The organism is Chryseobacterium sp. GM_Chr_2 (genome assembly GCF_026540445.1).
In the GTDB taxonomy this organism is placed as follows: domain Bacteria; phylum Bacteroidota; class Bacteroidia; order Flavobacteriales; family Weeksellaceae; genus Chryseobacterium.
Window position 1 is genome coordinate 157,535 of the sequence record NZ_JALNUD010000003.1, and the last position, 13,649, is coordinate 171,183.

Genomic DNA, 13,649 nt, shown 5'->3' on the forward strand with positions numbered 1-13,649 from the left:
ACATCGCTGCAAATTAACTTCTAAAGCGTTAAGCTTATTATAAAATTAGTATTAGAAATGTCATGCTGAGCCTGTTGAAGCATCTGTAAATAATAAAAATTACTCATTACCCATTATTTATTACTTATAAAATCATGAATGCCAACGAAATTTTAGACTATTGCCTTGCGAAAAAAGGAGTTACAGAAAGTTTTCCTTTTGATAATGAAACATTGGTGATGAAAGTGGGAACCAAAATGTTTTTGCTGATGGCTCTTGAAAAACAACCTTTAAGTATCAATGTAAAAACAGATCCGGAATGGAGTGCAGAACTTCGTGAGCAATATCCGCAAATTACCGGAGCATTTCACATGAATAAAACACACTGGAATTCGGTAATGGCAGATGGTTTAAAAAGAGATTTGATATTTAAATTAATCGACCAGTCGTATGAGTTGGTATTTAAATCATTAACAAAGAAGGCTAAAGAGGAGATTTCAAGTTCTTAAAACTGAAACTCTTCAGTTAATCTTTTATCTTCATCCAACCTTTCAATTAATTTTTCCAGCCCTTCGAATTTTATTTCGTCGTGAAGGAAATCTCTGAACTTTACAGTAATTTTTTCGTCGTAAATATCTCCTTCAAAATCGAGAATGTAAACTTCAACGGTTAGCTTTTCTCCATTAACGGTCGGGTTTGTTCCAACACTTAGCATTCCTTTATATTGTTGACCTTTAACGAAAACTTCAACAATATAAGCACCTTTTTTAGGTAGAAGTTTAATGGTTTCTGTTTCGATATTAGCGGTAGGATAACCAATCGTTCTTCCGATTTTTTTGCCATGAACAATGGTTCCGGAAACAGAGTAGGAGTAGCCCAACATTTCATTGGCTTCTTTTATGTTTCCTGCTAAAAGAGCATTGCGAACTTTTGTGGAACTGATATTATTTTCATGAATATTGATGGCTTCCATTTGTTCGACTTCAAAATCCAATTCCTTTGAAAGTTTTTGAAGCAATTCAAAGTTTCCGCTTTTATTTTTTCCGAAAGAATGGTCATAACCGATAATTAAATACTTAACATTTAGCTTATCAATTAAAATCTGGCGAACAAATTCTTCTCCGGTAAGATTTCTGAATTCTTCATCAAACTCTTTTAAGAATAGATTGTCGATGCCATATTTTTCCATCAAAAATTTCTTCTCTTCCAGCGTATTAAGAAGTTTCAGATTTTCATTGGGGTTGAAAACAAATCTAGGATGTGGCCAAAAAGTAAGCACAGCAGTCTCCAAATGGTTTTCAGAACCAATGTTTAATAATTCATCGATAATACTTTTATGACCAAGATGTACCCCGTCGAACATTCCTAAAGACAATGCTAAAGGCTTCTGAGAAGAGTAATCTGTAAAATTCCTGAAAGCTTTCAAAACGGAAAAAAATTTGACTGCAAATATAAAGCCTTTAAAATTATCTGGTATTATATAATAAGAGTTATTTTCAATAGGACTGATTTAATTCAGTTTTAGAGTCAATGAATAAAGAAAAATTGAAAAATATTTTTAACTAAATACTAAAAAAACTGTTTATTATAAAAAGATATTTTAATGGATCGAAAAAATTACTTTTTCTCACATTTTCATCTACATCCTTCCTATTTGTTCATCTATGAAAGTGTCTTTACAATTGGAGTTTTTGCGAAATTTAACAAGAATTTCATGAATTTTTATCTTAACTAAAAAATATTTAAATTGAATTTTGATCATTAAATGTTTTTATTGTTTGGTGAATTATTAAAAATTGAAATATTAAAATAAAATATCTTTGTTTTATTATTCTAATTGTATTTAAATTCATAATCCTTTTTTGAGAAGAAAAAGCATGATAAAAATCTTTTTTTTACCAATTGCGGGTTTATGAAGAATCATTATATTTGCACCAAGAAAAAATTTAGCAATGGCAAACCAAATTAAAGGAAAAATTTCTCAAATTATTGGTCCGGTAATCGACGTAGTTTTTAATGATGTGGAGGCAGTTCCAAGCATTTATGACGCGTTGGAGATTACGAAAGAAAACGGTGAAAAAGTAGTCTTAGAGGTAGAACAACATATTGGTGAAGATACTGTAAGATGTATCGCAATGGATGCAACTGATGGTCTTAAAAGAGGTCAGGATGTAATCGGGTACGGAAATCCTATTGTAATGCCGATTGGTGAAGCTGTAAACGGAAGACTTTTCAACGTTGTTGGGGATGCTATCGACGGAATTCAGGAAATTTCTAAGGAAGGTGGTCTTCCAATTCACAGACCAGCTCCAAAATTTGATCAACTTTCAACTTCTGCAGAAGTTTTATTTACAGGTATTAAAGTAATCGACTTAGTTGAGCCTTACGCAAAAGGGGGTAAAATTGGTTTGTTCGGTGGTGCCGGTGTAGGTAAAACAGTATTGATCCAGGAGTTGATTAACAATATTGCAAAAGGACACGGAGGTCTTTCGGTTTTTGCCGGAGTAGGTGAAAGAACGAGAGAAGGAAATGACCTTTTGAGAGAGATGCTAGAATCAGGTATCATTAAGTATGGTGATGATTTCATGCACTCTATGGAAAACGGAGGTTGGGATCTTTCTAAAGTAGACCTAGAGGCTATGAAAGATTCTAAAGCTGCATTCGTTTTCGGACAGATGAACGAGCCACCTGGAGCAAGAGCGAGAGTAGCACTTTCTGGTCTTACATTAGCTGAGTATTACAGAGATGGAGGTGAAAGCGGACAAGGGAGAGACGTACTTTTCTTCGTAGACAACATTTTCCGTTTTACACAGGCTGGTTCTGAGGTATCTGCACTTCTTGGTCGTATGCCTTCTGCGGTAGGTTACCAACCAACGCTTGCTTCTGAAATGGGTGCGATGCAGGAAAGAATTACTTCAACTAAAAATGGTTCAATTACTTCAGTACAGGCGGTTTACGTACCTGCGGATGACTTAACTGACCCGGCTCCTGCAACTACGTTTGCTCACTTGGATGCAACTACGGTACTAGACAGAAAGATTGCTTCATTAGGTATCTATCCAGCGGTAGATCCATTGGCTTCTACTTCTAGAATCTTGGCTCCGGAAATCATCGGTGAAGAACATTATAACTGTGCTCAGAGAGTAAAAGAAATTCTTCAAAGATACAAAGCGCTTCAGGATATCATCGCGATCTTAGGTATGGAAGAACTTTCTGAAGAAGATAAATCAGTAGTTTACCGTGCTAGAAAAGTTCAGAGATTCCTTTCTCAGCCTTTCCACGTTGCAGAACAGTTTACAGGTATCCCAGGATCTTTGGTAGACATCAAAGATACCATCAAAGGATTTACTATGATTATGGATGGTGAATTAGATCACTTACCAGAAGCTGCTTTCAACTTGAAAGGAACTATCGAGGAGGCTATCGAAGCTGGACAAAAAATGTTAGCTGATAACGCATAATAATGCTAATTGCTGATAGCCAATAGCTATTAGCCAAAAGCCAAAAGCAATTAAAATGAATATAAAAATTTTAACACCAGAATACGTAGTTTTTGAAGGAGAAGTAGACTCTGTTCTTTTGCCTGGAAAAAATGGTGAATTTCACATCATGAAAAACCACGCAGGAATTGTTTCTTCTTTGGTAGGCGGCAAAGTAAAATTATTTGCTCAGTCTGTAGGTGAGGCATATGCTAAAAACCTTACTAAAGAAGGCGAAAACAACCAGGATTCTATTTTTTCATATATTATCAAAAGCGGTGTTGTAGAATTTAATAATAATAAAGGAATTATCCTTTGTGAATAATTAAATGAAAAGCTAAATATATTTTCAAGAAAGTGTAACTTTGGTTACACTTTTTTTATGCAATGTAGAAATCTGATTTTATGAAGAAAAGTTTAATCATTTTATTTACAATTTTAGGAGTTATCTTCAATGCCCAGCTCATCAAAACCAAAAGAGGAATTGTAAGTCTTGAAGGAATTCATGTGGCAAAAGTCTCTAATAAAGGCAATATTTACACCTTTATGGATTTGAAGGAAACGCCCATTTATACCATCGAATTTATTGATAAAAGCGTGGTAGATTCGGTAAGGGACAGCTATATAAAACTCAACAGGATCTATAATCAGGAGAAAACACTGGATTTGGATTATATCTCTCCGTCGGCATTTTCGGGAGATGAAAAATCGGCGGTTTATACCTGTATCAAAGGATTAAAGATCATTGATGAAAGAGGAATTAATGTTAAAAATTTAGATGATCTTTTTAAAGATATGCCTAAACGAAAATTGGATACAAAAACCAAAGAGGCATACACCACGAAAACTAAAATTGATAAACTGAATATTACCGTTAATAATGTAGGTGAAATATTAAGTAATGGTATTCCTGTCGGATATTTCACAAATTTACCGGTAAGCTTCGGTTCTGAAGATACAGTGAGTGATAAAACTTTTGTAGACATTGAAATTTACGACGCTAAAAGCAAATTCATAGGAAAGTATATCACAACAACCAAGCAGCTTAAAACAGCCGGAGGAAAGTCTTTTACGCTGTTCAGAGAAATGTCGGGAAGAGCTTCTATTTTAAAGTTTCCAACGTATAAAGCAATTGCGGAAAGAATGGCAATTATGGATCCTAATTTTATTAAAATTAAAGAAAAAGTAGAAGTGGGTGAAGTCGTAAAAGATGGTGTTCAAAAATAAATAACATTGCCTGCACTTTCAAAAAATGTGTTTTCTTGAAGATACAGGCAATGACCCTTTTATAAGGTTTTATTATTTGAATAAATTTTTTAAAATTTTTCTTAAACCATTACCACGAAGTTCATCTCCTGAGGCAATAATGGTTCCATTTTGTGTAATTAGAAACGTTGCAGGAATACTATTAACGCCATAAGAATTTGTTGAATTTCCTTTCATCCCTTTTACATCAACGAGATTGTACCAAGGGGTATTTTCTTTTTCTAAGGCTTTAAGCCAGCTTTTCATGGTATCATCTAGAGATACGGCATAGATCTCAAATCCTTTTTGATGATACTGTTCGTAAGCCTTTCGTTGATTAGGAAATTCTGCACGGCATGGCATGCACCAAGATGCCCAAAAATCCAGCATGGTATATTTATTTTTTTTGATAATTTCAGATAGTTTTATTTTTTTCCATCTGCTGTTATTGCCTCAATATCTTTAAAAGGATGGCCTTTGGATACTGATTTTGTATTTTTCTTCTGTTTTTGCTCGTCAAGATAGCGGTTTCGGATTTTTGTTATGCTTTCATCTTTTCCTATCTCTTTTTCATAAGTATCCAGTAAGGCAAGTCGGTTTTTGGTTGAATATTGTGCCGTAGTATCGTAATAGTTATTCAGAGTATATGCCTTTACTAGTGCGGGATAATCTTGGGTTAATATATTTTTCTGGTATTTATCCTGTATTGCAAACAGTTTATTTTGTATTTTTTTATAAAGTAATAAAACGGAGTCCTGCGATTTTTTCTTTTTTTTAGCTTCGAACATATCATATCGATCACCTAATTCTTTCATTTTCTTAAAATTTTCCTGAAAATCTTTTTCGTAAGTAAATCCATATACGATTTCATTCATTTTACCACCTTTTACCATAAATACCTGATCTCCAAGAATAGCTTCAAATGTTTCGTTTTCCAAAATAAGTTCCGCTCTGCTTTTCCCAGCCGATATTACAGCAATACAAGGATGATTTATATGCCCCTTAAATATGAATTTACCATTCTCAATATTGACACTATCCGCTGGCGCAGAGTCAATTTCATTGAAAAAATATACCTTTTTTGGTATTTCTTTCATTCCAATAATTTGTCCTTTTATAATGAATCCTTGTTTTTGCTTTTTACAGGAAATGACAAATAATAATAAAAGGGAAAATACTTTCCAAAAGCTCAATTTATTTTTCATTTTGTAAATATTTTTATTGAGTTATAGATGTAAGATCTTAGACAAACATACGGCTTTCTAGTCGCCATATTGAGATATTAATGACCAACGCTTTGATTTTGATGACAAAATGCCTTGGTCATTTCTTTTTGGCGTTAAAATTAAAATACTGTACTTTGTAACTGAAAAAAACGAGAATGAATGAAAAGATAAAATGGCAAATAGAAAAATACACCTATGAAATTGCTTTTTTCATCATGGTAGTATTACTGGTAGGTCTCTATGAATGGATTGCCTCAAACAGTTTTGGATATTTTTTCCCTTCTATATTCTTTTTTTTAATTATTTATTTGCAGGCTCAGCTGTATAAGTTTATCGTATTCCCTCTGTTTAAAAGCCATAAATACTTTCAAGTGATTACCATTACATTGGTTTATCTTACAATTTTGGTTTTGGTATTCTATATTCAGTATAGATTTTGGCTCAACCGTGAGTTTCATCTGGGCATAAGGAAATCAATCAAATTTATGATCTATCATGTGGCAACTTGCAGCATCACTACGATTATCCTCATGTGCCTTTCTCTTATTAAACAATTTTATCAGGAATTAGAAAAAAGAATCACAGCTCAGCAGCTGCTTGGAGAGATCAAAGTAAAATTACTTCATGCTCAGCTAAGCCCTCATTTTTTCTTTAATATGTTTAATAATTTGTACGGAGTGAGTCTTACAGATCCCAATAGAATCCCAAATTTAATATTAAAGCTCTCTAATTTAATGCGTTATCCACTTGAAAATGGTGATAAGCCGCTCGTCAGCATAAAAGAAGAAGTTGATTATATTGAGAGCTATATTGAGATGGAAAAAGTACGTATAGGAAGGTGTTGCCAAGTGATCGTAATTTTACCACAAAATAAAGAACTTTTTTCGCTCTATTATATTGCTCCGTTGATATTAATCACATTGGTTGAAAATGCTTTTAAACATAGCGCCGGAACAATAGGAAATTGTTTTATTAAGTTTCAGTTTGAGCTTAATGCAAAAGAATTTAGCTTAAAAATATGGAATTCGGTGCCAGAGACTATTGTTAATAAAGAATCTATGGGAATAGGGCTTTCAAATATCCGTAAGCGGCTAGACCTCCTGTATTTAGATAAGTATACTTTCGAAACCTTTCGATCTAAAAAAGTATTTAAAACGGAATTAACATTTAAATTAAATGCGCTATGACTCTTAGAAAACCTTTAAACTGTATCATTATTGATGATGAAGATGGCGCCCATCTTGTGATTGAATATCATCTGAAGGGATTGGAATGTCTGAAATTATGTGGTAATTTTTTTGGTGCAAAAGAAGCGATGGATTATATCTACAAAAATCCTGTAGATCTGATATTTTTAGACATCAATATGCCGGGAATCAGCGGTTTAGAAATGCTGGCAGCCATGACGCGACCGCCATTGGTAATTTTAACCACTGCTTATTGCGAGTTTGCCCTGGAAAGCTATGAATATCAGGTAGTAGATTATCTGGTGAAACCTATTGGGGTATCTAGATTTTTGGCTGCTATTGATAAGGTTATTGCGAGATTTCAACCTAAGGAAATTAATGCAGATGAAGAACTATTAACTTTAAAAGTTGAGGGTGAATATTTAAGAATAAATCCCCAAGATATTGATTATATACAAAGTTGGGGAAATTACGTTAAAGTATTTACGAAAGGGCATTTTGTTCTCGCTTCTACAAGCACGTGCGAATTAGAAAAAAAACTGGATCCTTCCAAATTTATCCGTATTCATAAGTCTTATATTGTTGCTTTAAATCACATTCAAAAAATAAAAGGCAGTCATGTGTATTTGTTAGACGAAATTATTCTTCCGATCGGTAATACACATCGCAAACAATTATTGGAAAGATTAAAATAATAATACTAAATTACAAACTCAAAATAACCCCATTTTCCTTCAACTGCTGTATAGGCTTCGAAAACCAGAATAATTCAAAATCATCAAAATGTTCTTCAAAATTGGTTTTTAATTGTTGAAGTGTAATTTTTTTAGCATTTTCTGTTGAATTTTCTTCCAACATTTTAACCAGCCATTCCGCCTGTTCCTGATCTAAATCTATTGAAACAATATTGGTCTTTAAATGAAAAGTAAGTCGGGTATACGAATAAGTTGCTTTCTTTTTAGTTTTTACACGATTCTCTGCGATTACATTTTTAGTTAAAAATACGATCCTGGAATTGCCCTTAAATGTAAAATTATCGTCATCCAATAAACAATCATGAATATAATCTGGATGGATCGTTGTTTTCGGAACTTTAAAATCAAACCATTCCTGAAGCGGAAGTTCAAAATTAATTCCGTGCATATAATTGAACAAGGATTTTTTTAATCCAAAACTGAATTTTCCGTGATCAATTCCTGTTTTGTCTGTAAAGTCAATGTCGTTATTGGCGAATAAAATGTCTTGCTTAACAGGTATTACGCCAAATTCTTCAGGAGCCATACCTACAGGCGAATGAGCAGTCATGGCAAACTGATGCCAAAAACCACTTTGCAGAATTCCCATTTCAAATAACTGACGAACCATTTCCAAGGAATCTACCGTTTCCTGAACGGTTTGAGTAGGGTAGCCGTACATCAAATAGGCATGAACCATAATTCCTGCTTCTGTAAAATTTCGGGTAACTTTTGCCACCTGATCTACTGAAACGCCTTTATCGATGAGTTTTAATAATCGGTCGCTTGCAACTTCTAATCCTCCGGAAACTGCCACGCAGCCTGAAAGTTTTAATAAAAAACAAAGATCTCGTGTGAAACTTTTTTCAAAACGAATATTCGTCCACCAGGTTACAACTAAGTTTCTTCTTAAAATCTCCAAAGCGACTTCCCGCATCAAGGCAGGTGGCGCAGCTTCGTCTACAAAATGGAAACCTGTTTCTCCCGTCGTTTGGATCAATTCTTCCATTCGGTCTACCAGAATTCTGGCGGAGACGGGTTCGTAAATTTTAATATAGTCTAAAGAAATATCGCAAAAAGTACATTTTCCCCAGTAGCAGCCGTGTGCCATGGTTAGTTTATTCCATCTTCCATCGCTCCACAAACTGTGCATCGGGTTGGCAATTTCAATAACAGATACATATTTATCCAGCTGCAAATCTGTATAATCGGGAGTTCCGACATCTACCTGCTTATAATCGTGCTTTTTAGCATTGTTTTTATAAACGACTTCTTGATTTTCAATTAAAAATGTTCTTTTAAACTGAAGTTCTTCCTCAGGATGCGGGTTGCATACATTTTCACACAGCAGTTCAAGAGGAACTTCTCCGTCGTCTAACGTGATAAAATCAAAAAAATCAAAAACTCTTTTATCTTTTACTTCTCTCAATTCAGTGTTGGGAAAACCTCCGCCCATTGCGGTTTTAATATGAGGATAATGCTTTTTAATGAATTGCGCACATCGAAATCCCGAGTATAAATTTCCAGGAAAAGGAACTGAAAAACAAACCAATTTCGGCTGAACTTTTTCTAGAGTTTCTTGAAGAATTTTTAAGGTAAAATCATCAATAAAAGTCTGTTCATCGGACAGTTTTGTGTGTAATTCATCAAAAGAATTGGCACTTTTTCCCAATCTCTCTGCATATCTGCTGAACCCAAAATCGGAATCTACATTTTCAACAATATAATCTGAAAGATCTTCTAAGTATAAAGTCGCCAAATGTTTGGCTTTATCCTGTAATCCCATATTACCGAAGGCAAATTCCATATCATCCAATTGATTGAATCGGGAAGCTTCCGGAAGAAAATTCATAGAGCAGATCTGTCTTGCCAACGTCGGGTTTTTACCCTGAAGAAAAGAAATTACCTGATCAATGGTCTTCAAATATTCCTGTCGTAAGGCAAAAATTCTTTGTGAATTTTCTGAAATAGTAGGAAGGTCAATTTCTTTATCAAAGACTTTCTGAAGTCCACTTTTTGAAAATAATTCTAAAATTACTTCAATTCCCAAATCGATTTGATAGCTTGAAATATTTTTGGTATTTAAAAAACCTTTAATATAAGCAGTCGCGGGATAAGGAGTATTCAGCTGGGTAAAAGGCGGTGTGATAAGAAGCAGATCTTTCAATAGAAAAATTTTTACAAATTTATTTTAAATAATTTAAATTTTTGTGAATTGGTATTTTTATAATATGCTATAAACTTTGGATTTGTCTTAATTTTCTACTGTCGGCAATAACATTTAAAATAACACCGATCAGAATTAAAGTAATTCCCCAGAAGAGATTGAGCGTAAACTTTTCATTAAAAATTAAAACACTGATCATTACTGCAATTACAGGTTCTAAAGCGCCTAAAATTGCTGCGGCTGTCGACCCAATCTCTTTAATGGAATACACTAAACATAAGCTGGAAATAACCGTTGTAAGAAAAGCAAATATTAAAAAATTGAAGAAAGTAGAAGTGGAAGGGATGGCAAATGAATGATGCCCAACCATCGCTTTGATCATAAAAAATCCTGCTGTAAAAAGCATAGAATAAAAAGAAAGCTTAAATCCTGAAACTTTTAAATTGGCTTTATTAACGATGATGATATAAAGTGCATAAAACAGTGAACTAAGCATAACAATTCCTAATCCGCTATAATTGATTTGTAAGCTGTTTCCTTTTAAACAAAGGATAATAACGCCTGCAAATGCTAAAAGCAATGATGAAACCGAAAGCTTTGTCAGCTTCTCTTTAAAAAAGAAAAACATCACTAAGGCCACAATAACAGGGTAAATGAATAAAACTGTTGATGCAATTCCCGGCGTGAGATAATCGTAACCTAAAAATAAAAATTCTGAGGAGAGTGCATAGCACATTCCGAGTATTGCAAATATTAATAATTCTTTTCTGTTGATAGAAAAACTTTCTTTAGAATAGAGTAAATATCCGCCAACCATTAAGGCAGAAAATAAAAACCTATAAAATAAAGTAACATCCAGTGAGAAATGCGCGTGCTTAATGGGCAAAATAAAAATGGGCAGTAACCCGTATGATACGGCTGATGTAATGCCCAACGCATAACCTTTCAATTTCATCTTTTCTTCAAACTAAAATTTTTATAGACCATTCATAAAAAACCACCGAATAAATTTCAGTGGTTTTTCAAATTTTATTATTAAATAGGTTTAAAGCTTAAACCTTGTTCCTGTAATAATTTTTGCTCCTGTTCTTTATAGTAGCCACTTACTAATTTGTCGTGAATGGCTTCAAACGCGGCAAGAGTTTCTGTAATTTCCGCATCGGTGTGTGATGCTGTCGGAATTAATCTTAATAAAATCATCCCTTTTGGAATCACAGGATAAACAACCACTGAGGTGAAAATTCCGTAGATCTCTCTTAAATCTTTTACCAAAAGAGTAGCTTCTACCGGAGTTCCCTGCATCATTACAGGCGTTACACAAGTATTGGTATCTCCGATATTGAATCCTCTTTCTTTAAGACCATTTTGTAGTTTATGAGTGTTTTCCCAAAGTTTAGCTTTGATCTCAGGTTTTGTTCTCAAAAGCTCCAATCTTTTCAAACCTCCGATTACCATTGGCATTGTTAAAGATTTAGCAAAGATTTGAGATCTTAAGTTAAACTTCAAATATCTGATAATTTCTTTATCCCCTGCGATGAAAGCTCCAAAACCAGCCATAGACTTGGCAAAAGTTGAGAAATAAACATCAATCTGATCTTGGCAACCTTGCTCTTCACCAGCTCCGGCACCTGTTTCCCCAAGTGTTCCGAACCCGTGAGCGTCATCTACTAATAATCTGAACTGATATTTAGACTTTAATTCACAAATTTCTTTCAGTTTACCTTGTTGTCCTCTCATTCCGAAAACCCCTTCAGTAATTACTAAAATACCGCCTCCTGTTTCTTCAGCTACTTTTGTTGCTCTCTGAAGATTTTTTTCAAGGCTTTCAATATTATTATGCTTATAGGTAAATCTTTTTCCAGCATGAAGTCTCACCCCGTCTACGATACAAGCATGAGAATCCATATCATAAACAATTACGTCATTTCTTCCTACCAAGGCATCGATGGTAGAAACCATCCCCTGATAACCGAAATTTAATAAATATGCAGATTCTTTCTGAACAAAATCAGCCAATTCTCTTTCCAACTGCAAGTGCTGTTCTGTTTCCCCCGACATTGCTCTTGCCCCCATCGGATAAAACATTCCGAATTCGGCAGCCGCTTTTGCATCCGCTTCTATTACTTCAGGATGGTTACACATTCCCAAATAATCATTAGCACTCCAGAAAATTACTTCTCTTCCCTGAAATTGCATTCTCGGGCCAATAGGGCCTTCCAATCTAGGGAAAATAAAATAACCTTCACCGTAATCTGCAAATTGTCCAAGAGGTCCTGGATTTTCTTTTATTCTTTCAAAAATATCCAACATTTTATATAGTACTTTTAAGAAAAAAAGCCTTTTGTAGTCTACAAAAAAGGCTTTATTTGTATCGTTATTTTTTTATTCTATTTAATGAATTCCGTTTTAAAAACTTCATCATAATTATGAACGCAGTTATTCACAAATCCTTGTTCAGCCATCCATTTATCACTGTATACTTTGGTGATATACCTTGAACCGTGATCAGGATAAATTAAAACAACCACATCATTTTCTGTAAATTCATGAGACTGAGCATACTGAATCAATCCCTGAGTAACAGCTCCTGTAGTGTAACCTCCCATAATAGCTTCTTTCAAAGCAATCTCGCGGGTTCTGTAGGCTGACATTTCGTCGTTTACTCTTACAAATTCATCTACTTTATCAAAAAGAAGGGCAGAAGGGATTAGATTTTTTCCCATTCCTTCGATTTGATAAGGGTGAACATCTTCTTTGTGAATTTCTCCTGTCTCGTGGTAACTTTTCAAGATAGAACCATCTGCATCTACACCGATGATCTTGATATCAGGATTTTGTTCCTTTAAAAATTTTGCTGATCCAGATAAAGTTCCACCAGTTCCAGTACATGCGAAAAGGTGAGTGATCTTTCCTTTCGTCTGCTCCCAAATTTCAGGACCCGTAGTCTGATAGTGCGCATCAATATTCAATTCATTGAAATACTGATTGATATACACTGAATTTGGTGTTTCTGCTGCTATTCTTTTTGCTACTTCGTAATAAGATCTGGGATCATCTGCCGCTACATTTGCCGGGCAAATATATACGGTTGCTCCCAATGCTTTAAGATAAGCTATTTTTTCTGGTTTTGTCTTGTCGCTCACGGCAAGAATACATTTATATCCTTTAATGATGCAAACCATTGCAATAGAGAATCCGGTGTTGCCGGACGTAGTTTCAACAACTACAGAGTCTTCTTTTAATAAACCTTTTTCTTCAGCGTTTTCTATAATATGAAGTGCAATTCTATCTTTAGTGGAATGTCCAGGATTATATGACTCTAACTTAGCATAAACGGTGGCAGGAATATCTTTTGTAACAGTATTTAGCTTCACCATAGGGGTATTTCCTATAAGGCCAAGTATATTATCGTAAACATTACTCATTAGTTCGTTATTTTTCAATAAAAATCTGACCGCAAAAATACAAAAAAATAAATAATTACTAAACTTTTGTTTGATTTCTAAGCAATGAGTAGATAAATTTTATTTTTTGGAGTGCGATCCAAAGATGAAAGTTTTCAAAAAACGCGCCAAATTCTTTAAATTTTGTTAAAAACAGTCTTAAATCATATAAAAGCCTTATTTTCGCGT

13 protein-coding genes are annotated in these 13,649 nt (G+C 34.1%); 6 read left to right on the forward strand and 7 right to left on the reverse strand.

The annotated features are described in order from the left end of the window. Positions 1 to 134 precede the first annotated feature (134 nt). The gene (locus tag OXQ85_RS06285) at positions 135 to 488 is read left to right on the forward strand and encodes an MmcQ/YjbR family DNA-binding protein (RefSeq protein ID WP_267402968.1); all 354 of its coding nucleotides are present in this window, start codon (positions 135 to 137) and stop codon (positions 486 to 488) included. Here the strand turns inward: OXQ85_RS06285 and OXQ85_RS06290 are convergent. After that, positions 485 to 1,405, reverse strand: coding sequence for a bifunctional riboflavin kinase/FAD synthetase (locus OXQ85_RS06290; protein ID WP_267402969.1), 921 nt, complete (start codon positions 1,403 to 1,405; stop codon positions 485 to 487). The two genes, OXQ85_RS06285 and OXQ85_RS06290, sit on opposite strands and share 4 nt — an antisense overlap. A 526-nt stretch (positions 1,406 to 1,931) precedes the next feature. Here OXQ85_RS06290 and atpD point away from each other — a divergent pair. From atpD to OXQ85_RS06305, 3 genes are all read left to right on the forward strand, one after another. Continuing rightward, complete coding sequence (gene atpD / locus OXQ85_RS06295; RefSeq protein ID WP_267402970.1) at positions 1,932 to 3,440, forward strand: F0F1 ATP synthase subunit beta; 1,509 nt, start codon at positions 1,932 to 1,934, stop codon at positions 3,438 to 3,440. Between the two features lie 55 nt (positions 3,441 to 3,495). Then, positions 3,496 to 3,783 carry a F0F1 ATP synthase subunit epsilon gene (locus OXQ85_RS06300; protein WP_267402971.1) on the forward strand — a complete coding sequence of 96 codons (288 nt, stop codon included), beginning with the start codon at positions 3,496 to 3,498 and terminating at the stop codon, positions 3,781 to 3,783. Between the two features lie 80 nt (positions 3,784 to 3,863). Further along, a complete protein-coding gene (locus OXQ85_RS06305; protein WP_267402972.1) occupies positions 3,864 to 4,685 on the forward strand; it encodes a hypothetical protein in 822 nt (273 codons plus the stop codon). Positions 4,686 to 4,757: 72 nt separating this feature from the next. Here the strand turns inward: OXQ85_RS06305 and OXQ85_RS06310 are convergent, their stop codons facing one another. Continuing rightward, positions 4,758 to 5,132 carry a TlpA disulfide reductase family protein gene (locus OXQ85_RS06310; protein ID WP_346659710.1) on the reverse strand — a complete coding sequence of 125 codons (375 nt, stop codon included), beginning with the start codon at positions 5,130 to 5,132 and terminating at the stop codon, positions 4,758 to 4,760. After that, positions 5,129 to 5,908, reverse strand: a complete 780-nt coding sequence (locus OXQ85_RS06315; RefSeq protein WP_267402973.1) for a DUF4369 domain-containing protein — start codon at positions 5,906 to 5,908, stop codon at positions 5,129 to 5,131. Before OXQ85_RS06315 ends, OXQ85_RS06310 begins: the two co-directional genes overlap by 4 nt. A 176-nt stretch (positions 5,909 to 6,084) precedes the next feature. On the opposite strand from OXQ85_RS06315, the gene OXQ85_RS06320 reads away from it, so the two are divergent. Both OXQ85_RS06320 and OXQ85_RS06325 read left to right on the forward strand, forming a co-directional pair. Further along, positions 6,085 to 7,116: a histidine kinase gene (locus OXQ85_RS06320; RefSeq protein WP_267402974.1), complete on the forward strand. Its 1,032-nt coding sequence runs from the start codon at positions 6,085 to 6,087 to the stop codon at positions 7,114 to 7,116. Then, entirely contained in the window at positions 7,113 to 7,811 is a 699-nt protein-coding gene (locus tag OXQ85_RS06325) for a LytTR family DNA-binding domain-containing protein (protein WP_267402975.1), read from the forward strand. Before OXQ85_RS06320 ends, OXQ85_RS06325 begins: the two co-directional genes overlap by 4 nt. Before the next feature lie 10 nt (positions 7,812 to 7,821). Here the strand turns inward: OXQ85_RS06325 and OXQ85_RS06330 are convergent, their stop codons facing one another. The 4 genes from OXQ85_RS06330 to OXQ85_RS06345 form a co-directional block, all read right to left on the reverse strand. After that, complete coding sequence (locus OXQ85_RS06330; protein ID WP_267402976.1) at positions 7,822 to 10,017, reverse strand: radical SAM protein; 2,196 nt, start codon at positions 10,015 to 10,017, stop codon at positions 7,822 to 7,824. A gap of 67 nt (positions 10,018 to 10,084) precedes the next feature. Next, the gene (locus tag OXQ85_RS06335; RefSeq protein ID WP_267402977.1) at positions 10,085 to 10,972 is read right to left on the reverse strand and encodes a DMT family transporter; all 888 of its coding nucleotides are present in this window, start codon (positions 10,970 to 10,972) and stop codon (positions 10,085 to 10,087) included. A gap of 80 nt (positions 10,973 to 11,052) precedes the next feature. Further along, entirely contained in the window at positions 11,053 to 12,324 is a 1,272-nt protein-coding gene (locus OXQ85_RS06340; protein WP_267403253.1) for an aminotransferase class I/II-fold pyridoxal phosphate-dependent enzyme, read from the reverse strand. Positions 12,325 to 12,404: 80 nt separating this feature from the next. Continuing rightward, positions 12,405 to 13,442, reverse strand: a complete 1,038-nt coding sequence (locus OXQ85_RS06345; RefSeq protein ID WP_267402978.1) for a cysteine synthase family protein — start codon at positions 13,440 to 13,442, stop codon at positions 12,405 to 12,407. Between the last annotated feature and the right edge of the window lie 207 nt (positions 13,443 to 13,649).

Excerpts from the sequence above, each read along its gene's own strand:
- OXQ85_RS06285 (WP_267402968.1), top strand. The coding sequence starts at position 135 with ATGAATGCCAACGAAATTTTAGACTATTGCCTTGCGAAAAAAGGAGTT.
- atpD (WP_267402970.1), top strand. The coding sequence starts at position 1,932 with ATGGCAAACCAAATTAAAGGAAAAATTTCTCAAATTATTGGTCCGGTA.
- OXQ85_RS06300 (WP_267402971.1), top strand. The coding sequence starts at position 3,496 with ATGAATATAAAAATTTTAACACCAGAATACGTAGTTTTTGAAGGAGAA.
- OXQ85_RS06305 (WP_267402972.1), top strand. The coding sequence starts at position 3,864 with ATGAAGAAAAGTTTAATCATTTTATTTACAATTTTAGGAGTTATCTTC.
- OXQ85_RS06315 (WP_267402973.1), bottom strand. The coding sequence starts at position 5,908 with ATGAAAAATAAATTGAGCTTTTGGAAAGTATTTTCCCTTTTATTATTA.
- OXQ85_RS06320 (WP_267402974.1), top strand. The coding sequence starts at position 6,085 with ATGAATGAAAAGATAAAATGGCAAATAGAAAAATACACCTATGAAATT.
- OXQ85_RS06325 (WP_267402975.1), top strand. The coding sequence starts at position 7,113 with ATGACTCTTAGAAAACCTTTAAACTGTATCATTATTGATGATGAAGAT.
- OXQ85_RS06335 (WP_267402977.1), bottom strand. The coding sequence starts at position 10,972 with ATGAAATTGAAAGGTTATGCGTTGGGCATTACATCAGCCGTATCATAC.
- OXQ85_RS06345 (WP_267402978.1), bottom strand. The coding sequence starts at position 13,442 with ATGAGTAATGTTTACGATAATATACTTGGCCTTATAGGAAATACCCCT.